The sequence below is a fragment of the Streptomyces sp. NPDC127114 genome (assembly GCF_042677525.1).
Lineage (GTDB): Bacteria > Actinomycetota > Actinomycetes > Streptomycetales > Streptomycetaceae > Streptomyces.
In genome coordinates, this window is the sequence record NZ_JBHXTJ010000007.1 from 246435 (window position 1) to 270240 (window position 23806).

Genomic DNA, 23806 nt, shown 5'->3' on the forward strand with positions numbered 1-23806 from the left:
GCTGGGCTCCAGTCCCGGCGCCTCGGGCGCCTGGCGGGGGTGGGCGCCTGAGCCGGGGCTCCGCCTCGGGCGCCGTGCCTCAAGCGTCGGCGGGGCTGGATGTGGCCCGTGGGGTGGGCGCCTGAGGCGGGGCTCCGCCCCGGGCCCCGCGCCTCAAGCGCCGGCGGGGCTGGATGGGGCCTGTCGGGTGGGCGCCTGAGCCGGGGCTCCGCCCCGGACCCCGCGCCTCCGCAGGCGGGGCGCGGGGCTGAACGGGGCTGGGCTCCAGTCCGGGCGCCTCGGGCGCCTGGCGGGGGTGGGCGCCTGAGGCGGGGCTCCGGCCCCGGGCCCCGCGCATCCGCCGGCGGGGCTGGTCGGGGTGGGGCGGGTGTCCTTACGCGTGGTCCGTCGGGCGGGCCAGGCGGAAAGCTGACTTCGCCACGTGGCGGCGGGCCGCGCTGACCGGGATCGGGGTGATCTCCTGTTCCGGGGCGCCCATCTGCGGTACCAGGGCGCTCGGCGGGGTCGTCGCGGCGAGGACCGCGGCCGGTGCGCCGCCGCGGCGGCGGACGGAGCCGGGGACCAGCGGGCGGCCGGAGGCGTGGCGGGCGACGGCGGTCATGGGTGCGGCGACCAGGAGGAGCAGGGCGCAGAGGACCGCGCCCATGCCCGGGTAGCCGGCCGCCTCCGACAGGAGGCTGCCGGTGACCGGGCCGCAGGCCACGCCCAGCGAGGAGGCCGAGCCGACCAGGACCGCCCAGCGGCCGCGCGGGTCGAGCGAGGCGGCGAGGCCGAGGAGGTAGGAGAGCACGACCGGGTAGACCGCGTTCCACGCGATCTCGCCGGTCGCGAAGGACACCGGTCCCTCGGCGGCCGAGCTCAGCAGCACGCAGCCCGCGATCAGCGCCGTGCCCCCGCCGATCGGCACCGCCCGGCCGAGCCGTGCGCCCAGGGCGCCGGCCCCGATGACGCCGAGCAGCCCGGCGCCGAGCGCCACGGCGAACACCATCCCGAGCGTGACCTCGGACAGGCCCGCCTGCGTCAGGCCGATCCGTCCGCTGACGCCCCACAGCGCGTTCTGCGCCATGGACCAGCACAGGATGGCGGCGGCCAGGACGGTTCCGGCGCCGCGGTGGGGGAGGGGACCGTGGTGCGGTGCGTCGTCGGTGGTCCGGGCGGGCGCGGAGGTCCGGGTGCCGTCCGGCAGCCATGTCGTCGACGGTGCCACCACGACGGCCACGGCCGCGATCGCCGCGAACGGCAGCGCATGGCCGCCGCCCAGGTGCGGCAGGGTCAGGTAGAGGGCTCCGGCCGTCGCCGAGACCGACAGCAGGCCGAGGGCCGAGGCGCGGTGGGGGTCCGGGCGGCCCGCGATGCCCGCCGCTGCCACCGCCGTCGCCGTGCCGGAGCCGAAGCCGCCGACGACCGCGCCCGCGACGACGAGGGGGACGAGGCCGGTCGCCGCGGCCGTGCCGTAGCCGAGGGTCATGAGCGTGAGGCCGAGGCGGGCGGCCCGGCGGGGGCCGGTCCGCTCGACGCGCGCGGCCAGCGTGAAGCCCGCCGAGGCGGAGCCGAGGAGCAGGATCGAGCCGATGAGACCGGCTGTCGAGGGACCGAGGCCGAGACCGGCGGACAGCCGTCCGACGACCGTCGGCAGCAGGTACGGGGCGACGTAACCGGCCGTGAACAGGGCGACGAGAGCGACGAGCGCCCCCAGGGCACGCGGGCGGCGCGACGGCATGGGCGTTCCAGGAACTGAACGGGGAAATGAGACGGCGCCCGGTGATCCACGGGGTCGCGGCACCATGTGTATCAAGCATCCGAGTGGGCGGAGAAGGTGTTTGTCCCCTGATTCCCCCGATTCGGTCTGTGATATGGGTCACGATCGGTTTGGGGCGGGATTCTGCGGGTATCACGTGGCGATCTCGTTGCGTCAGGCCCGTCTCACCGCCCCCTTCGGGCACACTGTCCGGATCAGCACCACGTGCCGATCCGCCGCACCACGACCGGGGAGCCTGCCGTGACCGAACGCGACACCGACGTCGACCCCCTGGTGTGCCTGCGCGAGCCCACCGACCCCGAGTGCGACGTCTTCCTCACCGGCACCGTCTTCCTCGACATCATCTTCACCGGCCTCGACTCCGCCCCCGTGCGCGGGACCGAGTCCTGGGCCCGCGGCATGGGCTCCAGCCCGGGCGGCGTCGCCAACATGGCCACCGCCCTCGCCCGGCTCGGCCTGCGCACCTCGCTCGCCGCCGCGTTCGGCGACGACCACTACGGCGAGTACTGCTGGGACGCCCTCGAACAGGGCGAGGGCATCGACCTCTCGCTCTCGCGGACCGTGCCGGGCTGGCACTCGCCCGTGACCGTCTCGATGGCCTACGAGGGCGAGCGCACCATGGTGTCGCACGGTCACGCCGCCCCGCCCTTCGACGGCGCCCTGCCCGCCTACCCGCCGCACGCCCGCGCCGCCGTCGCCTCCCTGGTGCCCGGGCGCAGCGAGGAGTGGGTCGCCAGGGCGGCCCGCAGCGGCGCCAAGGTCTTCGCCGACGTCGGCTGGGACGACACCGGGCGCTGGGACCTCGCCGGGCTCGCCGACCTCCAGCACTGCGAGGCCTTCCTGCCCAACGCCGCCGAGGCGATGCGGTACACCCGCACCGACTGCCCCCGCGCCGCCGCCCGTGCGCTCGCCGACAAGGTGCGGTACGCCGTCGTCACGCTCGGTTCCGAGGGTGCGTACGCCGTCGACGGCGCCACCGGCGAGACCGCCGAGGTGCCCGCCATCCAGGTCTCCGCCCTCGATCCGACCGGGGCGGGCGACGTCTTCGTCGCCGGATTCGTCACCGGGACCCTCGCCGGCTGGCCGCTCGCCGACCGGCTCGCCTTCGCCGGACTCACCGCCGCGCTCTCCGTGCAGGAGTTCGGCGGCTCGCTGTCCGCGCCGACCTGGGGCGAGATCGCCGCCTGGTGGCAGCAGGTCCAGGGCCACGAGTGCCAGGACCCGGCCGCCCTGCGCGACCGCTACGCCTTCCTGGAGCGGCTGCTCCGGGACCGCCCGGCCCGCCCCTGGCCGCTGCGCCGCGCGGTCCCGACGATCGGCTTCCGGCCTGCCCCCGCCACCTGACCGGGATGCGCCGGGCCCCTTCGCGTAAAAGGCTTCGGCGATGTCCGGGGCGAGTCGTAGGCTTGGTACCCGAGAGGTTGTCGAGCAGCGAGAACCCTGCAACAGGAGGTATGTGCAGGCCACAGTGCCGGCCCATGACTCAGACACCCACAGCCCACGCCCTTGCGCCGGGGCAGGCACGCGCCCAGTTCACGGTCCCCGCCAAGCACCCGATGGTCATGGTGCTCGGTTCCGGCGACTCCCTGCTGCGCGTGATCGAGGACGCGTTCCCGTCGACGGACATCCACGTACGGGGAAACGAGATCAGTGCGGTCGGTGACGCGCGGGAAGTCGCCGTCATCCAGCGCCTGTTCGACGAGATGATGCTGGTGCTCCGCACCGGTCAGCCGATGACGGAGGATGGCGTGGAACGTTCGATCGCGATGCTGCGTGAGGAGAACGGGGAAGCGGCGGTCGAGACGCCCTCCGAGGTGCTCACCCAGAACATCCTCTCCAGCCGCGGCCGGACGATCCGCCCCAAGACGCTGAACCAGAAGCGCTACGTCGACGCCATCGACAAGCACACGATCGTCTTCGGCATCGGCCCCGCCGGTACCGGCAAGACGTATCTCGCCATGGCCAAGGCGGTCCAGGCCCTGCAGTCCAAGCAGGTCACGCGGATCATCCTGACCCGGCCGGCCGTCGAGGCGGGCGAGCGGCTCGGCTTCCTGCCCGGCACGCTCTACGAGAAGATCGACCCGTATCTGCGCCCGCTCTACGACGCGCTGCACGACATGCTCGACCCCGACTCGATCCCCAAGCTGATGGCGAACGGGACGATCGAGGTCGCGCCGCTGGCGTACATGCGCGGCCGGACGCTCAACGACGCGTTCATCATCCTCGACGAGGCGCAGAACACGAACCCCGAGCAGATGAAGATGTTCCTCACCCGCCTCGGCTTCGACTCGAAGATCGTCATCACCGGTGACGTCACCCAGGTCGACCTGCCCGGCGGCACGAAGAGCGGTCTCCGTCAGGTCCGGGAGATCCTGGACGGGGTCCAGGACGTGCACTTCTCCCTGCTCACGTCGCAGGATGTCGTACGGCACAAGCTCGTCGGCCGTATCGTCGACGCGTACGAGAAGTACGACAGCCGCAACGACGGCCGTCGCGAGAGTCGCAACGGGAAGTAGAAGCAACCGCACATGTCGATCGACGTCAACAACGAGTCCGGCACCGAGGTCGACGAGCAGGCGATCCTCGACATCGCCCGCTACGCGCTCGCGCGCATGCGCATCCACCCGCTCTCCGAGCTCTCGGTGATCGTCGTGGACGCGGAGGCGATGGAGCAGCTCCACATCCAGTGGATGGACCTGCCGGGCCCCACCGACGTCATGTCCTTCCCGATGGACGAGCTGCGCCCGCCGTCGAAGGACGACGAGGAGCCCCCGCAGGGGCTCCTCGGCGACATCGTGCTCTGCCCCGAGGTCGCCAAGAAGCAGGGCGAGGACGCCCCGACGCGGCACTCCATGGACGAGGAGCTCCAGCTGCTCACCGTCCACGGAGTGCTGCACCTGCTCGGCTACGACCACGAGGAGCCGGACGAGAAGGCCGAGATGTTCGGCCTCCAGGCCGCCATCGTGGACGGCTGGCGCGCGGAGCAGGGCCTGACCGGCCCGTCACCGGCGCCGACCGTCTCCTGACCCCCGGCCGGTCATGAGCGCACAACTGATCCTCGGGGCCGTCGCCCTCGTCATCGTCGCCTGGCTCGCGGCCTGCGCCGAGGCCGGCATCGCCCGCGTCTCCGCCTTCCGCGCCGCCGAGGCCCTGCGGTCCGGGCGGCGCGGCGCCGAGAAGCTGACGCAGGTCGCCTCCGACCCGACCCGCTACCTCAACGTGGCGCTGCTCGTCCGCGTCGCCTGCGAGATGGCGGCCGGCGTCCTCGTCACGTACGCCTGCCTGGAGGAGTTCTCCGAGACCTGGCAGGCGCTGCTCGTCGCGATCGTCGTGATGGTGCTCGTCTCGTACGTCGCCGTCGGCGTCTCGCCGCGCACCATCGGACGCCAGCACCCGCTGAACACGGCGACCGCCGCCGCGTACGTGCTGCTGCCGCTGGCCCGGGTCATGGGCCCGATCCCGCAGCTCCTCATCCTCATCGGCAACGCGCTGACGCCCGGCAAGGGCTTCCGCAAGGGCCCGTTCGCGTCCGAGGCCGAGCTGCGGGCCATGGTCGACCTGGCCGAGCAGGAGTCGCTGATCGAGGACGAGGAGCGCCGCATGGTGCACTCGGTCTTCGAGCTCGGCGACACCCTGGTGCGCGAGGTGATGGTGCCGCGCACCGACCTCGTCTGCATCGAGCGCTACAAGACCGTCCGTCAGGCCCTCACCCTGGCCCTGCGCTCCGGTTTCTCGCGCATCCCGGTCACCGGCGAGAACGAGGACGACATCGTCGGCATCGTGTATCTGAAGGACCTGGTCCGCAAGACGCACATCAACCGGGACGCCGAGGCGGACGTGGTCTCCACGACCATGCGCCCGGCGGCCTTCGTGCCCGACACCAAGAACGCGGGCGACCTGCTGCGCGAGATGCAGCAGGAACGCAACCACGTCGCCGTCGTCATCGACGAGTACGGCGGCACGGCCGGCATCGTCACCATCGAGGACATCCTCGAGGAGATCGTCGGCGAGATCACGGACGAGTACGACCGGGAGCTGCCGCCCGTCGAGGAGCTCGGCGAGGGCCGCTACCGGGTCACCGCCCGCCTCGACATCGGCGACCTCGGCGAGCTCTACGGCTTCGGTCCCGACGAGTACGACGACGAGGACGTGGAGACCGTCGGCGGACTGCTCGCCAAGGCCCTCGGCCGGGTGCCGATCGCCGGCGCCCACGCCGTCGTCGAGCTGCCCGACGGCCGGAGCCTGCGACTCACCGCCGAGTCCCCGGCCGGCCGCCGGAACAAGATCGTGACGGTGCTCGTCGAACCGCTGGGCAAGACCGGCGAGGAGGAGGCCGAGAGGTGACGCCCGACCAGCTGCGCGCGTTCTGCCTGGACTTCAACGACGCGACGGAGGAGTTCCCGTTCGGCCCGGACGTCTCGGTGTTCAAGGTCGCAGGGAAGATGTTCGCGCTGTCGTGGCTGGACGCCGAGCCGCTGAGCGTCAACCTCAAGTGCGACCCGGACGACGCCGTACGACTCCGCGAGGAGTACCCGGCGATCGCGCCCGGCTACCACATGAACAAGCGGCACTGGAACACCGTGACCGTGCCGGAGCTCCCGGACCGGATGGTCCGGGAGCTCGTCGAGGACTCGTACGATCTCGTCGTCGCCGGCCTGCCGAAGGCGGTACGGCTTCGTCTCGACCGGCCGTAGCTCACCTGGCGGCTGTCCGGCGGACCCGCAGGCCGAGCGCGACCAGGACAGCCGTCGCCAGGACGATCACCGCGTCCAGCGCCAGCACCGTGCGCACGCCTCCGTACAGGCTGTCGCCGGTCGTGGCGAGGACGCCGAGCAGCGGGATGCCGACCGTGAGGCCGACCTGCTGCGTCGTGGTCACCAGACCGGTGGCCAGGCCCTGCTCCTCGTCCGGTACGCCGGAGGTGACGGTCACGCCGTACGAGATGATCGCGGCCAGGTGGCACATGGAGGCCAGCGAGACCACGACCGTCGCCAGGACGGCGCCCGAGTCCGAGCCGACGGCCAGCAGCCCGGCGGTCAGCGCGCCCTGGCCGGTGAGGCCGAGGACCAGGGTGCGGCGGGCGCCGATCCGGCCGATCACCTTGGCGGCGAAGGAGCCCGCGAGGATCGACAGCAGGCCCTGGACGCCGAAGACCAGACCGGTCTGGAAGCCGGACAGGCCCAGCGTCTCCTGGAGGTACAGGGTCAGGACGAAGACGACCGTCGACATCATCGCGAAGGTGACGAGCCCGCCCAGGTTGCCGAAGGCGACCGTGCGCCGCTTCAGCATCGGGAGCGACACCAGCGGCGCCTCGTGCCGCGACTCGACGACCACGAAGACCACCAGCAGGGCCACGCCGACCACGAGGGTGACCAGGACGTCCGCGCCGCCGAAGCCGCGCTGGGCCGCCGTCGACAGGGCGTAGATCAGGGACAGCAGACCGCCGGTGACGGTCACCGCGCCCGGCACGTCGAGGCGGGGCCGCTCGGGGGTGCGGGACTCGGGCAGCAGGCCCGGGGCGAAGGGCAGCACGAGCGCGCTGAACAGGGCGAGCAGGCCCATGGTGGAGCGCCAGCCGAACGTGTCGGTCATGACGCCGCCCAGGACCATGCCGACGGTGAAGCCCAGCGACAGGATGGTGCCGGAGATGCCGAGCGCCCGGTCGCGCTGCGGACCCTCCGGGAAGGTCGTGGTCAGCAGGGCCATGCCGGTCGGCACGATCGCCGCCGCTCCCAGACCCTGCAGGGCGCGGCCGGTGAGGAAGGCGGCCGGGCTCCAGGCGAAGGTGGCGAGCAGCGAGGCCGCGCCGAAGAGCGCGAGGCCCGCGAGGAACAGCTTCTTGCGTCCGTACAGGTCGCCGATCCGGCCGGAGAGCAGCAGGAAGCCGCCGGACGGCAGGGCGAAGGCGGTGACCGCCCACTGGAGGGCGGAGGTGCTGAGGCCGAGGTCGGCGCCGAGCACGGGGAGGGCCACGTTCAGGACGGAGAAGTCCAGCGACACCATGAACTGGGCGGCGCACAGCACGATGAGGATGAGGCGGGCGCGGCCGGTGAGCGCGGGAGCGGCCAGGGAGGTCTCGTTCGGGGAAGCCTCGGGGGAGGTGACGGTTGCCATGGCCACGACTCTCGTGCCGCGGGAATGTCCGTGGGGAGCGGGAACTTATCCTGTTGGTCGCACCACCAGGCACCACCAGGCACCACCATGCATCCAGGGGGAGGAAGCACACGTGGCCACGGCACTGGAGAGTACCGACGGCAAGGCCCACCGACTGGCCGAACTGCGCGAGTTCCTGATGAGCCGCAGGGCCCGGGTGACGCCCGCCGAGGCCGGCCTGCCCGAGGGCGGCGCCCGGCGCCGCACGCCGGGGCTGCGCCGCGAGGAGGTCGCCGTCCTCGCCGGCGTCGGAGTCTCCTGGTACCAGTGGCTGGAGCAGGGACGCGACATCACCGTCTCGCCGCAGGTGCTCGACTCCGTCGCGCGGGTGCTGCGGCTGAGCCCCGCCGAGCGGCGCCATCTGTACGTCCTCGCGGGCCTCAACCCGCCCGCGCCGGAGGTCGATCCGCGTTCGGCGGACATGTGCCACGGGCTGCGACGGCTGATCGACGCGTGGATGCCGTTCCCGGCGCACATCATGGACGTCTACTGGAACACGGTCATGTACAACGACGCGGCGTCCTTCGTCCTCGGGATGCGGCCGGAGATCGTCCAGAACTGCCTGATCTCGTTCTTCACCGACCCGATCTACCGCGCCCGGTCGAACGACTGGGCGGAGCTGGCGCCCAAGGTCGTCGCCCAGTTCCGGGCGGCCTGCTCGGAGAGCCCGGACGACGACGGCTTCCGGGCGGTGGTCGAGGAGGCGAAGGCGGCCAGCGCCGAGTTCGCGGAGCTGTGGGAGCAGCGGGACATCATGCCGGGCGGCCAGACCCGCAAGGTCCTGGACCATCCTCTGGTCGGGTCCCTGCACGTGGAGGCCACCCAGCTCCGCGTACCGGCCCGTCCCGACCTGGTGATCGTGCTGCACACCCCGCTCCCGGAGGCCGACACGGCGGCGAAGCTGGAATGGCTGACGTCGCCGGAGGGGCGGCGCGGGGCGATGTATCCGGTGGCGGGCTGAGCGGGGCACCCGCGGCGAGGCGTTGTCACAGGCCCCGTATAGTCTCCTCGCCGTTCGGTCACCGGCCCCGGTGACCAGGTGTTTCCGCTCGTTCACCCACCCTCGTGAGGCAGTTCACCATGCGTACTCGCATCAGCCGCGGCCTGGCCGCCGCCCTCGCCGTCTCCGCGCTCTCGCTGACCGCCGCGTGCGGTGGCGGCGCCAAGGACGACACCAAGAAGGACGGCGCCGACAAGCCGGCCGCCGGCGCGACGACCTCCGCCGCGCCCACCTCGGAGGCGCCGGCCACGCCGCTGACCGCTGCGCAGATGAAGGCGGCCGCCCTGGAGCTCAAGGACCTGCCGTCGGGCTGGAAGGCGAGCACGGCCGAGGACGACGACACCGTGTACAAGGCCGACAAGCCCGAGTGCGCGGCGATCGCCGATCTGATGAGCGGGAAGATCGACGGCGGCACCGAGGGTGCCGAGGTCGGCTTCAGCAAGGGCAACAACGACTCCGAGGTCGACGAGGCGATCGCGACCTTCCCGGGTACCGGCGCGGCCGACTTCACCAAGAAGATCGGCACCGCCCTGGAGAGCTGCACCGGCTTCACCACCGAGGTGGAGGGCTCCAAGTGGAAGCTCACGCTGACGAAGCTCCCCGCCCCGCAGGGCGTCGAGGAGGCGTACGCCTTCGGGGTCGCGATCGAGGTCGCGCCCGGCATGAAGATCGAGCCGAACGTGATCGTCGCCCGCCAGGGCACCGGTGTCCTCCGCTTCCTGCACCTCGCGGACGCCGCCGGCAAGAAGGACTTCGACTCCCTCTCCAAGCTCGCCACCGACAAGTTCGTCACGGCCGCCAAGGGCTGAGCCCCGGTCCTGACCGGTCCCGACCTATCCTCGGATCATGACAATCAACCGCGAGCACGACGACCTCGGCGCCGAGGACCTCAAGATCATCACGCTGGCGCGCAGCGCCCGCGCCCGCAACGGGGTCGCGGAGGGCGCCGCGGTACGGGACGAGACCGGTCGGACGTACGTCGCCGGGACCGTCGCACTCGAGTCGCTCAAGCTGAGCGCGTTGCAGACCGCCGTCGCCATGGCCGTGGCCAGCGGCGCGCAGTCGCTGGAGGCCGCGGCCGTGGTCTCCACCGCGGAGGCCGCGTCCGACGAGGACCGCGCGGCGGTGCGTGACCTGGGCGGGCCGGAGACCCCGGTGCTGCTCGCCGGGCCCGACGGGCGGCTGCGGGTGGCGGTCACGGCGGGCTGAACCGCCCGTACGCCCGTGACGTACGAAGCCCGGGGCCCGGCGCGTGGACCACGCGCCGGGCCCTCGTGGTACCGCTCCCGCACGGGCCTTGTGCTCTTGTGAAGAATGCGCGTCAATAGCAGCGACCGGTCCGACGGGCCGTCAGTTCTCCGCCCTCCGCGCGGAGTTCCCTGACGCAGTGTCCGCACCCCTGCGTTTGTCATCGGAAACGGAAGGGGTTCGACCTCGCCATGAGAAGCAGAAGCAGCTTAGGGATCGTCGCGGTGCTCTCCGGAGCCCTCGCCGCCGCCGGTCTCGTCCTCGCGCCGGGCGCCGCCGCGGTGTCGCCGGGTTCGGCGACGGCCACGTACGACTGCGGGTCGTGGGGCGGCGGCGGTGCCACGCTCACCGCCACGCAGAGCGGCACCGCCGCGACCATCACGCTCACCTCCGCGGTGAAGACGCCGATCGCGGTCGGCGTCGACCAGATCAGCGCCACGCTGACGATGGCCAAGGCCGGCGGTGGCACCCGGGTCTTCACGGGGAAGAAGAACCCGGCGCTCGCCGCGAACCAGGCCGTCACCATCGGCCCGCTCGGTGGGACGGTCGCCTCCGGCGACAGCCTCAACTCCTACTTCGCGGGCACCGCGCTCAAGATGGTGATCTTCGGCGTCACGGTGAACTGTGACGCGCTCACCTCGCAGTCGCCCGGGCCCTTCGTGTTCAGCTGAGCCCTTCCCGCACGGCCGGCCGGTACCGCCCGGGGCGGTACCGGTCCTTGCTGTGCCATCGCTCTGTCCCGTCGCGTCCGAGCGGGCTTGACCTGGGGAAACGTCGTCACCATCGCCGATCTTGACAGTATCTGATGGGTCATCAGTCGGTGCATTTCGATTCCATTGACTTCTCTCGGCCCGCAGCCGTCAATGGCGCCCTCTCATCCCTCAGGAGGGGACCCACATGGCACAGACCCGAAGCCGCGCGGCGGCTCGAAGACGGCGTCGCTGGACCGCCGCCCTCGGCGCCACCGCGCTCGCGCTCACCGCGGGCGGCGCGTTCGCCACGCCGGCCGGCGCACTCACCACCGCCTCCAAGGCCGTGGAGTTCGCCACCCACTGCATCCCGCCGCCGATCGCCGGCATCCCGCCCATCGACGGCACCACCACCGCCGAGATCACGGTCGACAACCCGGCGCCCAAGGTCGGCGACACGGTCACCGTCACCTACACGGTCACCAAGCCCGCCGCCTCCAACCCGGTCGATCTGGCCCTCCCGGCCGACATCATGACCCCGAGCGGCAAGGTCGCCCTCGGCGGCGCCCAGACCGGCTCCGTCACCGTCACCGGAGAGAAGAAGAACCCGCCCGTCCCCGGCAAGGGCGCCTTCCCGCCCTTCTCGATGAAGGGCACCTTCACGGTCACCGCGCCCGGCGCGATCGACCTCTCGCCCGGCGACTACAACATCCACACCAGCTACATCATGGAGCTGGACACGCCCTGCACCGTGACCAACCCGCCCGCGCCCGTCTCCGAGACGGTCACCGCGACGGCCCAGCCCGGCGCCAACGAGCGGGCCCTGCAGCTCGACAACGCCTCCGGCGCCCCCGGAGTCCGGGTCACCGTCACCGGCAGCAAGTTCACGCCGCTCACCGAGGTCACCGTCGTCGGCCGGGCCGGAGCGGCCGAGACCGCAGACCGGATGACCGTCACCACGGACAGCCAGGGCGGCTTCGCCGCACGCCTGAGGGTCAGCGACCTGGCGACCACCGGGATCGTGGCGTACGAGGGCGCGGCATGGGACCCCGGCAAGGGCGCGGGCCCCGTCGCGTACCAGGTCATCGACGACACCCCGGCCCCGCCGAACAGCCAGAAGGTCACCGCGTCGGTCCGGGCCGGCGAGCTGTCGATGACCCAGGCCGGAGACGCCGTCGAACTCTCGGCCGTCGACTTCGGGCAGGGCGGCGCGGCCACCGGCGCGCTGAAGACGGTGACGGTCAAGGACTTCCGCGGCGGCCCCGCGGGCTGGTCCCTGACCGGCAAGGTCACCGACTTCACCGGCCCCGGCGGCGCCATCGGGGCCGGCAAGCTCAGCTGGACGCCGGCCTGCACGACCAAGCCCGGCAGCCCCAGCACCTGCGTGCCCGGCAGCGCGGGCGCCGTCGGCAGCACCGGCGCGACCCTCGCCTCCACGCCCAACGGCACCCTCACCGGCGGCGAGTTCACCGTCGACGCGGGCCTGTCCCTCGACGTCCCCGCGTTCACCGCGCCGGGCTCGTACGCGGGCGTGCTCACGCTGACGCTGTCCTGAGCAGGTCGAACAAGGCCGAACCAGGCCGAACAAGGCCGAACCAGAGGCCGAACCAGGCAGGACCGGGCCGGATCAGGCCTGACCTGGCCTGACCGTCGAGCGGGCCGGGCGCGCACCCGGCCGGCCCGCCACCTACCTCAAGGGGTCCGCACCCGTGCGCACGCTGTACGTCCTCCTCCTGTGCACCGCCCTGGCGCTGCTGGGCCAGCTGCCCGCCGCCGCGCCCGCCTCCGCCGCCGAGAACGGCGAGTGGGCCGTCTACCCGGCCGCGTCGCGGCTCGGCAGCCGCCCGTACTTCTACCTCTCCGCCGACCCCGGGACCACCGTCACCGACGAGGTCACCGTCGCCAACAAGACCGCCACGCCGCTCACCTTCCTCCTGTACGGCGCCGACGCCTACAACACCGAACGCGACGGCGGCTTCGCCGTCCGCACCCGGCAGGAGAAGCAGACCGGCGCCGGCGCCTGGATCAGGCCCGCCCGCGACCGGGTCACCGTCCCCGCGCGTTCCGCCGTCACCGTGCCGTACACCCTCACCGTCCCCGCCGACGCCGAGCCCGGCGACCATCCCGGCGCCGTCGTCGCCCTCGACGAACGGATCGCCGAGGGCGCGGGAGGCTCCGTCGCGCTCGGCGTGCAACGGGCGGTCGGCGCCCGGGTCTACCTGCGGGTCGGCGGCCCCACCGTCCCCGCCCTGTCCGTCGAGGACGTCACCCTCAGCCAGGACCGGCCGCTCGTCCCCGGCACCCGCACCAGCAGCGCCGTCGTCTCCTACACCCTGCACAACCGCGGCAACGTCACCCTCAGCCCCAAGGTCGCCCTCACCGCCCACGGCCTCTTCGGCCGCACCCTGCTCTCCCGCGACCTGGACCGGCTGCCCGCCGAGCTGCTGCCCCGGCAGAAGATCCGGCTCACCGCGCGGTGGACGGGATCGCCGCAGCTCGACCGGGGCGACGTGACCCTCACCGCGACCGCCAAGGACGTCCGCGAGACCGGCCGCGTCTCCTTCCTGGCGCTGCCCTGGCTGCCGCTGGCCGTCCTCGTCACCGGCGCCGCCGGCGGGGTCCTCGCCCTGCGGCAGCGCCGACGGCGGGCACTGAGTACGTGAGGCGGGCGCTCATCGGGGACAATGGCCCCCATGAGCGTTCGCACCCCTGAGACCGATGAGAACACCGCCCCCCACCGGGCGGGCTTCGCCTGCTTCGTCGGGCGACCCAACGCGGGCAAGTCCACCCTGACGAACGCTCTGGTCGGCCAGAAGGTGGCGATCACCTCCAACCGGCCCCAGACCACCCGGCACACCGTGCGCGGCATCGTGCACCGCCCGGACGCCCAGCTGATCCTGGTCGACACCCCCGGCCTCCACAAGCCGCGCACGCTGCTCGGCGAGCGGCTCAACGACGTCGTGCGCACCACCTGGGCCGAGGTCGACGTGATCGGCTTCTGCCTGCCCGCCGACCAGAAGCTCGGCCCCGGCGACCGGTTCATCGCCAAGGAGCTCGCCGAGATCCGGAAGACGCCGAAGGTCGCCATCGTCACCAAGACCGACCTGGTCGACTCCAAGACCCTCGCCGAGCAGCTGATCGCCGTCGACCAGCTCGGCAAGGAGCTCGGCATCGAGTGGGCCCAGATCGTGCCCGTCTCCGCCGTCGGCGACAAGCAGGTGCAGCTCGTCGCCGACCTGCTCATTCCGCTGCTGCCGGAGTCCCCGCCGCTCTACCCCGAGGGCGACCTCACCGACGAGCCCGAGCAGGTCATGGTCGCCGAGCTGATCCGCGAGGCCGCGCTCGAAGGCGTACGGGACGAGCTGCCGCACTCCATCGCGGTGGTCGTGGAGGAGATGATCCCCCGCGAGGGCCGCCCCGCGGACCGCCCGCTGCTCGACATCCACGCGAACGTGTTCATCGAGCGCCCCAGCCAGAAGGGCATCATCATCGGCCCGAAGGGCAGCCGCCTCAAGGAGGTCGGCATGAAGTCCCGCAAGCACATCGAGGCCCTGCTCGGGACCCCGGTCTTCCTCGACCTCCACGTGAAGGTCGCGAAGGACTGGCAGCGGGACCCCAAGCAGCTCCGCCGGCTGGGCTTCTGAGCGGCAGTCCAGGCAGCCGGGCTTCTGGTCCGGGCTGCTAGGCCGTCTCTTCCGGATCTCGGCCGGGTCCGGAAGAAACGGCCTAGGCGCCTTCCTTCAGGACCCTCGTGATCAGGGCCCGCTGCGTGTCCGTGAGGTCCGGGTCGCAGCAGTGGATCGTCCTGCCGTCGATCGTGATCTCGTACGAGAAGCCGTCCGGCACGGCCCGGCCGTCTCCCCCGCCCTCCCTGAGGACGGTCTCGGCCAGGCCGTGCCACTCGGTCGCGTCGGCCAGGCCGGCGGTGTCCACCTCCGCCGACCGTCCGATGCCCGCGAAGCCTCCCGTGCGCTGTACTCGAATCCGCATGGGACCTGTCTACAGGGCTCTCAGTTCGCCGGCACCCCGACGAGCGACCAGGCCTTGAGAACGGCCGCCAGCTCGTCGCCGTCGCCGAAGAGCCTCCGCGCCGACGCGACCGTCGCCCGCGCGAACTCGGAGAACCGGGCCTCCTCGGTCAGCGTGCCGCCGGTCATCACGTCGTACCAGATCCGGCCCGCCCGCTCCCAGGCGAAGCCGCCGAGCTCGGTCGCGAGCAGGTAGAAGGCGTGGTTGGGGATGCCCGAGTTGATGTGGACGCCGCCGTTGTCGGAGCTCGTGCGGACGTAGTCGTCCATCGTGGCCGGCTGCGGGTCCCTGCCGAGGACGTCGTCGTCGTACGCCGTGCCCGGCTCCTTCATCGAGCGCAGCGCCACGCCGTTGTCGATGGCGGGACCGAGCAGCCCGGCGCCGATCAGCCAGTCCGCCCGGTCGGCGGTCTGGCCGAGCGCGTACTGCTTCACGAGCGAGCCGAAGACGTCGGACACGGACTCGTTGAGCGCCCCGGACTGGCCGAAGTAGGCGAGGTTCGCCGTGTGCTGGGTGAAGCCGTGGGCCAGCTCGTGGCCGATGACGTCGACCGGGATCGTGAAGTCGAGGAAGAGCTCGCCGTCGCCGTCGCCGAACACCATCTGCTCGCCGTTCCAGAAGGCGTTGTCGTACTTCTCGTCGAAGTGGACGGTGGCGAGCAGCGGCATCCCGGCCCCGTCGATCGAGCGGTGGCCGTAGACCTTCGCGAAGAGGTCGAAGGTGGCGCCGAGCCCGGCGTAGGCCCGGTTGACGGTGGTGTCGGCGACCGCCGCCTCGCCCTCGCCGCGCACCTCGGCGCCCGGCAGCGCGGTGCCGTGCTCGGCGTCGTACACGGTCCGCTGCGGCTTGTCGGAGGCCTCGCCGCCGGCCGGGGCCGGGGGTGCCTCCTCGCGGGCCGAACGCTGGGTGGCGTCGACGAGGAGGGTGCGCTGGGCGGCCTCGGCGAAGGCCGGGTTGTCGGACTCGGCGAGCCGCTCCAGCATGTGCGGCGGCACGATCGAGCAGAGGACGGGGCGGTCGGCAGACGTGTGGGGAGTCATCCCTGCAATGTGGCACTGCGTGGCCCCCCTGTCACGAGCAGCGACGGCGATTGGCGAAATGGAGTGATGGGTCACCTTTCTCCCTTGACGTGGGAGCCGTCCCGCATACTGAAACGGGACGTCCGCCTCCGCCGGTCCTGGGCTATGGTGACGCACATCATGCGTTTCGGGCTGCTTCTCCTTAGCTGCCGCGGCGAGGGCCTGTAGTCGTAGGCCGACCCCCTCCCCGCGGGTTTCGGTGTTGCGTTCGACAGTCGGCCGTCCTTCCCGCAGGACCCCCCGAGGAGCCCTACGCAATGTCCCAGTCGCCCTTCATCAGCCGTCCGACGCCCGTCACCAACGCGACGCACCTGCAGAAGCCGTCGGGCATGCCGGTGCACAAGTACGGGCAGTACGAGGCCGTCGACATCCCCGACCGCACCTGGCCCGAGCAGCGCATCACCAAGGCGCCCCGCTGGCTGTCGACCGACCTGCGCGACGGCAACCAGGCGCTGATCGACCCGATGAGTCCGGCCCGCAAGCGCGAGATGTTCGACCTGCTGGTCCGCATGGGCTACAAGGAGATCGAGGTCGGCTTCCCGTCCTCCGGCGAGACCGACTTCGCCTTCGTGCGCTCGATCATCGAAGAGGGCGCGATCCCGGACGACGTCACCATCTCCGTACTGACCCAGGCCCGCGAGGACCTGATCGAGCGGACCGTGGAGTCCCTGAAGGGCGCCAAGCGCGCCACCGTGCACCTGTACAACGCGACCGCCCCCACCTTCCGCCGGGTCGTCTTCCGCGGCTCGAAGGACGACATCAAGCAGATCGCGGTCGACGGCACCCGCCTGGTGATGGAGTACGCCGAGAAGCTGCTGGGCCCGGAGACCACCTTCGGCTACCAGTACAGCCCGGAGATCTTCACGGACACCGAGCTGGACTTCGCCCTGGAGGTCTGCGAGGCGGTCTGCGACGTCTGGCAGCCCGGCCCGGGCCGCGAGATCATCCTCAACCTGCCCGCCACCGTGGAGCGCTCGACGCCGTCCACGCACGCGGACCGCTTCGAGTGGATGTCCCGCAACCTGACCCGCCGCGAGTACGTCTGCCTGTCCGTCCACCCGCACAACGACCGCGGTACGGCCGTGGCGGCGGCCGAGCTGGCGATCATGGCCGGCGCCGACCGCATCGAGGGCTGCCTCTTCGGGCAGGGCGAGCGCACCGGCAACGTCGACCTGGTGACCCTGGGCATGAACCTGTTCAGCCAGGGCGTCGACCCGCAGATCGACTTCTCGCAGATCGACGAGATCCGCCGCACGAGCGAGTACTGCAACCAGATGGAGGTCCACCCGCGCCACCCGTACGCGGGCGACCTGGTCTACACGGCCTTCTCCGGCTCCCACCAGGACGCCATCAAGAAGGGCTTCGACGCCATGGAGGCCGACGCGGCCGCCCAGGGCAAGACGGTGGACGACATCGAGTGGGCGGTGCCCTACCTGCCGATCGACCCGAAGGACGTCGGCCGCTCCTACGAGGCAGTCATCCGCGTCAACTCGCAGTCCGGCAAGGGCGGCATCGCGTACGTCCTGAAGAACGACCACAAGCTGGACCTGCCGCGCCGGATGCAGATCGAGTTCTCCAAGATCATCCAGGCGAAGACCGACGCCGAGGGCGGCGAGGTCACGCCGAAGGAGATCTGGTCCGTCTTCCAGGACGAGTACCTGCCCAACCCGGACAACCCGTGGGGCCGCATCCAGCTGCGCTCCGGCCAGTCCACCTCCGACACGGACGGCACCGACACCCTGAAGGTCGAGGCGGTCGTCGACGGCGTCGACACCGTCCTGACCGGCTCCGGCAACGGTCCGATCTCCGCCTTCTTCGCCGCGCTGCAGGCGATCGGCGTGGACGCCCGCCTGCTGGACTACCAGGAGCACACGATGAGCGAGGGCGCGTCCGCGCAGGCCGCCTCGTACATCGAGTGCGCCATCGACGGCAAGGTCCTGTGGGGCATCGGCATCGACGCCAACACGACCCGCGCCTCGCTGAAGGCCGTCGTCTCGGCGGTCAACCGCTCCGCGCGCTGACGCCCTTCCGCCACGCGGCGACGCCCTTTCCCCGGCCGCCCCGCACTCCTCCGAGGAGCGCGGGGCGGCCGCTTTCGTGAGGTGCGTCACGGTTTCAGGTTCGCTTAAGGAAGATGGTGCGGACATGCCGGAATCGGTGCCATATCAGGTGTGTTGACGGCACATCAGGGTCTGGCGGAAGGTCGGCTCGTCCCCTCGGACACACCTCCTCTCCGCACTCCCGACCTGGAGTTCCGCATGCGCACGCCCGCCGCCGTGGCCGCCGCCCTCGCCGTGACCGGTGCCGCCCTCACCTGGGCCCCCACCGCCTCCGCCGCCACGGAATGCGCGACGGACCCGCTGGGCACGGCGGGCCGGTACGCCGAGTTCGTGGAGCAGGACTCGACCCGTTACTCGGACTCCGAGGGCGCCGTCGCGGTCGGCGGCGACGCGCACTTCGGCGACGCGAAGACCGGCCACGGCTTCTCCGTCGGCCACAAGCTGACCGCCGCCGACCTCGCCGCCCTGCCCGGCGGGCACAGCCTCGTCGTCGGCGGCACCCTCCACGCCAACCAGGTCGTCCTCGACCAGGGCACCGGCATCGCCGGCAAGGTCGTCGACCGCTCCGCCAAGGGTTCCGGCTTCGGAGTCGACGGCGACAAGGTCAAGGAAGGCCCGTCCCCGGTCGACTTCGGCAAGGAGTTCGGCTCCCTGCGCACCCTGTCCGCCGGGTGGGCCGCCGTCGCCCCCACCGGCACCGTCGCCGCCTCCGGCGACGGCCTGTTCCTCACCGGCGCGGACAAGCGGCTCAACGTCTTCGCCGTGAACGCCGCCGACCTGGAGAAGGCCCGCGCGATCACCCTGGACGTCCCCGTGGGCGCCTCGACCCTGGTGAACGTGCTCGGCACCTCGTACGACATGAGCAGCTCGGGCACGTACGGCGTCTACTACAAGAACCTCGACGGCGGCGCGCCCGTCGTCGACGACTACTCCGTGCCCGCCGACGCCTACCGGCAGATCCGCGCCAAGCTGCTGTGGAACTTTCCGCAGGCCACCAGCGTGAAGAAGAACCACACCTCCTGGCCCGGCACCCTCCTCGCGCCGAACGCCACCGTCGCCATGGGCGGCGCGAACACCGGCCCCGGCCACGTCAACGGCTCCGTCATCGCCAGGAACCTGCTCACCGTCCCCGGTGCCGAAACCCACCACATGACCTTCACCGGCTGCCTCCCCGGCGGGAAGCGGCCCGGCCCGGTCGTCACCCCGGAGCAGCCGCAGCCGACCGACACCCCGGTGCCGACGGCCCCCGCGACCCCCTCGGCCCCCACCGACACCGCCTCCCCGAAGCCGTCCACTCCGGCCACTTCCGCCCCGACCCCCTCAGCGTCCACATCGGCCGCGGCGCCCGCGCCCACGCCGTCGTCCACCCCGGAGGGTGATCTCGCCCGGACCGGTTCGTCCCTCGGACCTGGCGCGATCGGCGTCGCCGCGGGCGTGGTCGTGCTGGGTGGCGGCCTTCTGGCCTTCGCGAAGCTGCGCAGGCGGGCCTCCTGAGGCCCGCGGGAGCCCGGCGGGTCTCGGCCATCTCCCTGGCGTTCTGCTGACGAGGTGCTGACGCCACATCATCGATGTGGCTAACATCACGCCAACGCCGGCGGTGTTGCCGGGACGTTAAGGAGGTGCGGCGTGCGGTCAGCGCGGAAGTCACGGGACCGGAGCAGGGTTCTCTGCGGAATTCGCACCTCGTGGAACACGATCGGCGACGGCGAGTTCTTCTGCGAGGAGTGCGGCGGCGACCGCAACTACCGGCGCCGCACCGGCCGCCGCCGGTTCGCCGTCCTGGGCGTGCCGCTGCTGCCCCGGGGCCATGCCGGCCCGGTCGTGGAGTGCGCGGCCTGCCACACCCACTTCGGTACGGACGTGCTGGCCCACCCGACCACGAGCCGGTTCTCCGGGATGCTGCGCGACGCCGTGCACACCGTGGCCCTCGCCGTCCTCGCGGCCGGCGGCACGTCTTCCCGTACCGCCGTCGACATCGCCGTGGGCGGCGTGCGGGCGGCCGGGTTCGCCGACTGCACCGGGCTCCAGCTCGTCGAGCTGGTGGAGGCGCTCGCCGCCGACACCGGCCGCTTCCTGCCCGACGTCAGCAGCGGAGGAGCGGCCCTCGCCATCGAGCTCCACGAGGCGCTCGAACCGCTCTCGCCGCACCTGGCCCCCTCCGGCCGCGAATCGATCCTGCTCCAGGGCGCGCTGATCGCCCTCGCGGACGGCCCGTACAGTCCCGCCGAGCGGGAGGTCCTCACCACCGTCGGCAACGCGCTCGCGCTGTGCGCGGACGACACGGCGCGACTGCTCGCGACGGCGCGCAAGGTCGGCTGAGGGCCGCGACGGCCACGACGCGGCCTCGCCGGGGCTACGCGAGGCCGTTGGCGTACGCGTACGCCGTCGCCGCCGTACGGGACGAGACGGCCAGCTTGGCGAAGACGCTGTGCAGGTGGCGGGCGACCGTGTGCTCGCTGATCACCAGCTCCCGGGCCACGTCCCGGTCGCTGGCGCCCGAGGCCACGAGCCGCAGGACCTCCGCCTCGCGCACGGACAGCCCGCCGGGCAGCCGCCGCGGCGGCCGGCCGGCCAGCAGGGCGGCGGCGCGGCGGGAATCCGGTACGGCGCCGAGGCGGTCGAAGGCCGCGCGGGCGGCGAGCAGACCGAGGCGGGCCGCCTCCTCGTCCCCGGCCGCGCGGTCGGCCGCCGCGAGCAGCATCCGCACCTGCGCCGCCTCGTACGGCACGCGCAGCCGGAGCCAGAGCGCCAGGGCGCGCCGCAGCGGCGCGGGCGCGAGCGAGACGGAGCCCCGGGCGGTCGCCGCCATCGCGGTGAGCAGCGGCACGTCGGGGGAGGCGAGCCGTTCGAGCCGGGTGGCGGCTTCGGCGGCCGCTGCCGGGTCGCCGAGCGCGAGGCTCGTCTCGGTCAGGGCGGCGAGGAGCCGGGCCCGGCCCAGCAGGTCGTGCGCCGGGTCGGACTGGCAGTCGAGTGCGAGCCGCAGCCCCGCGAGCGCGCTGTCCGCGCGCCCCTGCGCCAGCCGCAGCAGCGCGAGCCCCGGCTGCGGCACCCGGCCCAGTTCGTACGCCCTGCCGTACGACCGCGCCGCCTCCTCCAGGCGCCCCTGCCGCCGCTGGATCTCGCCGGCCGCGTACGAGGCGGCCGCCGCCGTGTCGAGCGAGTCGACGAACACCTCCTGGCACACCAGCCGTGCCGCCTCCTCGGCCCGCGCCCACTCCCCGAGCAGGTCGAGCACCTCGACGTGGTGGATGCGGCACAGGCCGCGGAAGGGGTTGCCGGGGGCCGCGCACCAGGCCATCGCCGCGTCCGTCCACGCGACCGCGCGGCGCAGGTCGGCGGCCGACATGCACCGGGTGAGGGCCAGGCTGTAGAGCCGGCCGGTGACCATGCCGCTCAGTTCGCCCGCCGTCACCGAGGCCATCGCCTCGTCGAGGAGGGCGAAGGCCTCCGCGCGCCGGCCCTGGGCGAGGAGGACGGAGGCCTCCGCGTGGCGGCTGAGGGCGAGGAGGTCGGGGCTGCCGGAGCGCAGGGCGAGGCGGGTCATGCGATGGGCGGCGGCGAGGGCCGCGGCCGGGTCGTGGTGCCCCTCGGCCTCCTCCGTGTCCGTCCAGGCGAGGAAGCACTGCTCGGGGCAGTCGGGCCGGCCCTCCAGCTGGTGCCGGGCGCGGTGCAGCCAGCCCGCGGCGGCGGCCGGCCGGCCGAGGCGGCGGTACTCGAAGGACAGCCACCACGCGGTGAGCCCGGCGCCGCGCCAGTCGCCCTCGGCCACGTACGCCGCGTGCGCCCGCAGCCGGGCCGCGACGGACTCGTCGACCCGGCCCGACCACCACGCGGAGTCCGCGAGCGCGTCGAGGTCACCGGGGGTCAGCGCGCCGGCGGGGTGCCGGTCGGCCTCGTGCAGGAGCCGGTACGCACCGGCCCAGTCCTCGCGGGCCGCCGCGCTCCTGGCCCGCTCCAGAACGGCCATGACGGCTCCTTCCCGGCCCTTTCAGAATAGGACCGGGAGGGAACCGCGGCTGGCCGGACGGTTGTCGGGCCCCGTACGGGACCGGCGCCGGTGCCGGCCGGCACCAGACGGGTGTCCGACCGGATCGACCGGCATCAGGCGGGTGTCAGGCGAGGTCGACGCCGCTCGCGCGCAGCATGTCCTCGCGCTCGACGATCTTCACGCGCTCGCGGCCCTGCGGCTCGCCCAGCGCCTTCTCGGCGGCGTCGAGCGCGTACCAGCCCTCCCACGTCGTGTACGTGATGCCCTTGCCCTCCAGGAAGGACACGACCGCGTCCTCCTCCGGGGTCTCGGGGGTGAGCAGTCGGCCGTTGGCGAAGTCGTCCAGCAGGTTGGCCACGGTCTCGTTCGCGTCGCCCTTGGTGTGGCCGATGAGGCCGACCGGGCCGCGCCGGATCCAGCCGGTGACGTAGGTGGAGGCCATGTGCTCGCCGCCCTCCTCGATCACCCGGCCGCCCTCGTCCGGGACGGTGCCGCTGACGGTGTCCCACGGCAGCTTGGGCAGCTCGTCGGAGAGGTAGCCGACGGCGCGGTAGACGGCCTGGACGTCCCAGTCGGTGGTCTGGCCGGTGCCCTTGACGTTGCCGGTGCCGTCCAGCTCGGTGCGCTCGGTGCGCAGGCCGACGACCTTGCCGTCCTCGCCGAGGATCTCGACCGGGGACTCGAAGAAGTGCAGGAAGAGCTTGTGCGGGCGGTCGCCGACGTCGCGGATCGCCCAGTTCTCCAGGGTCTTGGCGACCATGTCGGTCTGCTTGTTCTTGCGCCGCTCGGCGATCGAGCCCTCGTCGTAGTCGATGTCCTCGGGGTTGACGATGACCTCGATGTTGGGGGAGTGGTCCAGCTCGCGCAGCTCCATCGGGCTGAACTTGGCCTGCGCCGGGCCGCGGCGGCCGAAGACGTGGATCTCCACGGCCTTGTTGGCCTTGAGGCCCTCGTAGACGTTCGGCGGGATCTCGGTCGGCAGCAGCTCGTCGGCGGTCTTGGCGAGGATGCGGGCGATGTCGAGGGCCACGTTGCCGACGCCGAGGACGGCGACCTTCTCGGCGGAGAGGTCCCAGGTGCGCGGGACGTCGGGGTGGCCGTCGTACCAGGAGGCGAAGTCGGCGGCGCCGAGCGAGCCGTCCAGCTCGACACCGGGGATCCTCAGCTCGCGGTCGGCCATGGCGCCGGTGGAGAAGACGACGGCGTCGTAGAACGCGCGGAGGTCGTCGAGGTGGACGTCGGTGCCGTAGTCCACGTTGCCGAAGAGGCGGACCTGCGGCTTGTCGAGGACCTGGTGGAGGGCGGTGATGATGCCCTTGATCCGCGGGTGGTCGGGCGCCACGCCGTAGCGGATGAGGCCGAACGGGGCCGGCATCCGCTCGAAGAGGTCGATGGACACACCCGGTTCGGCGGCGGCCTCGGACTTCAGCAGCGCATCAGCGGCGTAGATCCCGGCGGGGCCGGCGCCGACGATCGCGACCCGGAGGGGGCGGGGCATGACTGGTTTCCCTTCGCAAGCGACGTGGCGGCGAAGGCGCCGCCACTTAGGTCACCCTAAATAATCCTGATCGCGGAGGAGTACCCGCCCCCGGTCTATGGCCCCATAAGACGGACTTATGGCTTCCATAAGTCCGTCTCGGAGGTCGGTGCGCACGGTTCGTGCTTGTGGGCTGCCGCGGACGGCTCGTCCCGGCGGTCACTTCTGGTCGTCGAACTTCGACGTGGACCAGAGGTAGCCGAGCACTGCGAGGCCGAGGCACCAGGCGGTGGCGAGCCAGCCGTTGTGGCCGATCTCGGTGCC

The 23806-nt window shown here is 72.4% G+C and carries 21 protein-coding genes and 1 pseudogene; 15 read left to right on the forward strand and 7 right to left on the reverse strand.

Annotation, left to right across the window (positions count from 1 at the left end; translation table 11 throughout):
- Positions 1–373: 373 nt before the first annotated feature.
- Positions 374–1720 (reverse strand): MFS transporter, encoded by a 1347-nt coding sequence (locus tag ACFVGS_RS10490; RefSeq protein ID WP_385692174.1) that lies wholly within the window; start codon positions 1718–1720, stop codon positions 374–376.
- 279 nt (positions 1721–1999) lie between these two features.
- Between ACFVGS_RS10490 and ACFVGS_RS10495 the strand changes: the two genes are divergently transcribed.
- From ACFVGS_RS10495 to ACFVGS_RS10515, 5 genes are all read left to right on the forward strand, one after another.
- On the forward strand, positions 2000–3103 hold the full coding sequence (locus ACFVGS_RS10495; RefSeq protein ID WP_384416771.1) for a carbohydrate kinase family protein: 1104 nt from the start codon (positions 2000–2002) through the stop codon (positions 3101–3103).
- A 134-nt stretch (positions 3104–3237) separates the two neighbouring features.
- Complete coding sequence (locus ACFVGS_RS10500) at positions 3238–4275, forward strand: PhoH family protein (RefSeq protein WP_384416774.1); 1038 nt, start codon at positions 3238–3240, stop codon at positions 4273–4275.
- A 12-nt stretch (positions 4276–4287) separates the two neighbouring features.
- Positions 4288–4785 (forward strand): rRNA maturation RNase YbeY, encoded by a 498-nt coding sequence (gene ybeY, locus ACFVGS_RS10505; protein ID WP_356067895.1) that lies wholly within the window; start codon positions 4288–4290, stop codon positions 4783–4785.
- A 13-nt stretch (positions 4786–4798) separates the two neighbouring features.
- Positions 4799–6103 (forward strand): hemolysin family protein, encoded by a 1305-nt coding sequence (locus ACFVGS_RS10510; RefSeq protein WP_384416777.1) that lies wholly within the window; start codon positions 4799–4801, stop codon positions 6101–6103.
- Positions 6100–6453, forward strand: a complete 354-nt coding sequence (locus ACFVGS_RS10515) for an MmcQ/YjbR family DNA-binding protein (protein WP_384416780.1) — start codon at positions 6100–6102, stop codon at positions 6451–6453. The genes ACFVGS_RS10510 and ACFVGS_RS10515 overlap by 4 nt, the downstream gene beginning before the upstream one ends.
- 1 nt (position 6454) lies before the next feature.
- On the opposite strand, the gene ACFVGS_RS10520 is transcribed toward ACFVGS_RS10515, so the two are convergent.
- Positions 6455–7873: an MFS transporter gene (locus ACFVGS_RS10520; RefSeq protein ID WP_384416783.1), complete on the reverse strand. Its 1419-nt coding sequence runs from the start codon at positions 7871–7873 to the stop codon at positions 6455–6457.
- Positions 7874–7985: 112 nt separating this feature from the next.
- Here ACFVGS_RS10520 and ACFVGS_RS10525 point away from each other — a divergent pair, with 112 nt between their 5' ends.
- The 7 genes from ACFVGS_RS10525 (at position 7986) to era (ending at position 14493) form a co-directional block, all read left to right on the forward strand.
- Positions 7986–8873 carry a helix-turn-helix transcriptional regulator gene (locus ACFVGS_RS10525; RefSeq protein WP_385692177.1) on the forward strand — a complete coding sequence of 296 codons (888 nt, stop codon included), beginning with the start codon at positions 7986–7988 and terminating at the stop codon, positions 8871–8873.
- Positions 8874–8992: 119 nt separating this feature from the next.
- Complete coding sequence (locus tag ACFVGS_RS10530) at positions 8993–9721, forward strand: hypothetical protein (protein ID WP_384416786.1); 729 nt, start codon at positions 8993–8995, stop codon at positions 9719–9721.
- A gap of 37 nt (positions 9722–9758) precedes the next feature.
- A complete protein-coding gene (locus ACFVGS_RS10535; RefSeq protein ID WP_384416789.1) occupies positions 9759–10121 on the forward strand; it encodes a cytidine deaminase in 363 nt (120 codons plus the stop codon).
- 230 nt (positions 10122–10351) lie between these two features.
- Positions 10352–10831: a hypothetical protein gene (locus tag ACFVGS_RS10540; RefSeq protein WP_384416792.1), complete on the forward strand. Its 480-nt coding sequence runs from the start codon at positions 10352–10354 to the stop codon at positions 10829–10831.
- Between the two features lie 226 nt (positions 10832–11057).
- On the forward strand, positions 11058–12404 hold the full coding sequence (locus ACFVGS_RS10545) for a beta-xylosidase (RefSeq protein WP_384416795.1): 1347 nt from the start codon (positions 11058–11060) through the stop codon (positions 12402–12404).
- A 154-nt stretch (positions 12405–12558) separates the two neighbouring features.
- Positions 12559–13512: a WxL protein peptidoglycan domain-containing protein gene (locus ACFVGS_RS10550; RefSeq protein ID WP_384416798.1), complete on the forward strand. Its 954-nt coding sequence runs from the start codon at positions 12559–12561 to the stop codon at positions 13510–13512.
- Positions 13513–13533: 21 nt separating this feature from the next.
- Positions 13534–14493 (forward strand): GTPase Era, encoded by a 960-nt coding sequence (era, locus tag ACFVGS_RS10555; RefSeq protein ID WP_384416801.1) that lies wholly within the window; start codon positions 13534–13536, stop codon positions 14491–14493.
- 82 nt (positions 14494–14575) lie between these two features.
- Here era and ACFVGS_RS10560 read toward each other — a convergent pair whose 3' ends face one another.
- A complete protein-coding gene (locus ACFVGS_RS10560; protein WP_384416804.1) occupies positions 14576–14839 on the reverse strand; it encodes a protealysin inhibitor emfourin in 264 nt (87 codons plus the stop codon).
- A 20-nt stretch (positions 14840–14859) separates the two neighbouring features.
- Positions 14860–15918: a M4 family metallopeptidase gene (locus tag ACFVGS_RS10565; RefSeq protein ID WP_385692180.1), complete on the reverse strand. Its 1059-nt coding sequence runs from the start codon at positions 15916–15918 to the stop codon at positions 14860–14862.
- A gap of 296 nt (positions 15919–16214) precedes the next feature.
- On the opposite strand from ACFVGS_RS10565, the gene leuA reads away from it, so the two are divergent.
- From leuA to ACFVGS_RS10580, 3 genes are all read left to right on the forward strand, one after another.
- Complete coding sequence (gene leuA, locus ACFVGS_RS10570; RefSeq protein ID WP_384416810.1) at positions 16215–17978, forward strand: 2-isopropylmalate synthase; 1764 nt, start codon at positions 16215–16217, stop codon at positions 17976–17978.
- Positions 17979–18215: 237 nt separating this feature from the next.
- Positions 18216–19511: a choice-of-anchor A family protein gene (locus ACFVGS_RS10575; RefSeq protein WP_384416813.1), complete on the forward strand. Its 1296-nt coding sequence runs from the start codon at positions 18216–18218 to the stop codon at positions 19509–19511.
- A 132-nt stretch (positions 19512–19643) separates the two neighbouring features.
- Positions 19644–20336 (forward strand): TerB family tellurite resistance protein, encoded by a 693-nt coding sequence (locus ACFVGS_RS10580; RefSeq protein ID WP_384416816.1) that lies wholly within the window; start codon positions 19644–19646, stop codon positions 20334–20336.
- A 34-nt stretch (positions 20337–20370) separates the two neighbouring features.
- On the opposite strand, the gene ACFVGS_RS10585 is transcribed toward ACFVGS_RS10580, so the two are convergent.
- From ACFVGS_RS10585 to ACFVGS_RS10595, 3 genes and pseudogenes are all read right to left on the reverse strand, one after another.
- Positions 20371–21984 (reverse strand): LuxR C-terminal-related transcriptional regulator, encoded by a 1614-nt coding sequence (locus ACFVGS_RS10585; RefSeq protein WP_384416819.1) that lies wholly within the window; start codon positions 21982–21984, stop codon positions 20371–20373.
- Between the two features lie 145 nt (positions 21985–22129).
- Positions 22130–23503: an FAD-dependent oxidoreductase gene (locus ACFVGS_RS10590; RefSeq protein ID WP_384416822.1), complete on the reverse strand. Its 1374-nt coding sequence runs from the start codon at positions 23501–23503 to the stop codon at positions 22130–22132.
- Between the two features lie 198 nt (positions 23504–23701).
- Positions 23702–23806, reverse strand: a pseudogene (locus tag ACFVGS_RS10595) (ABC transporter permease); the annotation flags it as partial.

Bases quoted from the DNA above. Each gene is read 5' to 3' on its own strand.
- ACFVGS_RS10490 (WP_385692174.1), bottom strand. From the start codon at position 1,720: ATGCCGTCGCGCCGCCCGCGTGCCCTGGGGGCGCTCGTCGCTCTCGTC.
- ACFVGS_RS10500 (WP_384416774.1), top strand. From the start codon at position 3,238: ATGACTCAGACACCCACAGCCCACGCCCTTGCGCCGGGGCAGGCACGC.
- ybeY (WP_356067895.1), top strand. From the start codon at position 4,288: ATGTCGATCGACGTCAACAACGAGTCCGGCACCGAGGTCGACGAGCAG.
- ACFVGS_RS10510 (WP_384416777.1), top strand. From the start codon at position 4,799: ATGAGCGCACAACTGATCCTCGGGGCCGTCGCCCTCGTCATCGTCGCC.
- ACFVGS_RS10520 (WP_384416783.1), bottom strand. From the start codon at position 7,873: ATGGCAACCGTCACCTCCCCCGAGGCTTCCCCGAACGAGACCTCCCTG.
- ACFVGS_RS10530 (WP_384416786.1), top strand. From the start codon at position 8,993: ATGCGTACTCGCATCAGCCGCGGCCTGGCCGCCGCCCTCGCCGTCTCC.
- ACFVGS_RS10535 (WP_384416789.1), top strand. From the start codon at position 9,759: ATGACAATCAACCGCGAGCACGACGACCTCGGCGCCGAGGACCTCAAG.
- ACFVGS_RS10540 (WP_384416792.1), top strand. From the start codon at position 10,352: ATGAGAAGCAGAAGCAGCTTAGGGATCGTCGCGGTGCTCTCCGGAGCC.
- ACFVGS_RS10545 (WP_384416795.1), top strand. From the start codon at position 11,058: ATGGCACAGACCCGAAGCCGCGCGGCGGCTCGAAGACGGCGTCGCTGG.
- era (WP_384416801.1), top strand. From the start codon at position 13,534: ATGGCCCCCATGAGCGTTCGCACCCCTGAGACCGATGAGAACACCGCC.
- ACFVGS_RS10560 (WP_384416804.1), bottom strand. From the start codon at position 14,839: ATGCGGATTCGAGTACAGCGCACGGGAGGCTTCGCGGGCATCGGACGG.
- ACFVGS_RS10565 (WP_385692180.1), bottom strand. From the start codon at position 15,918: ATGACTCCCCACACGTCTGCCGACCGCCCCGTCCTCTGCTCGATCGTG.
- leuA (WP_384416810.1), top strand. From the start codon at position 16,215: ATGTCCCAGTCGCCCTTCATCAGCCGTCCGACGCCCGTCACCAACGCG.
- ACFVGS_RS10575 (WP_384416813.1), top strand. From the start codon at position 18,216: ATGCGCACGCCCGCCGCCGTGGCCGCCGCCCTCGCCGTGACCGGTGCC.
- ACFVGS_RS10585 (WP_384416819.1), bottom strand. From the start codon at position 21,984: ATGGCCGTTCTGGAGCGGGCCAGGAGCGCGGCGGCCCGCGAGGACTGG.
- ACFVGS_RS10590 (WP_384416822.1), bottom strand. From the start codon at position 23,503: ATGCCCCGCCCCCTCCGGGTCGCGATCGTCGGCGCCGGCCCCGCCGGG.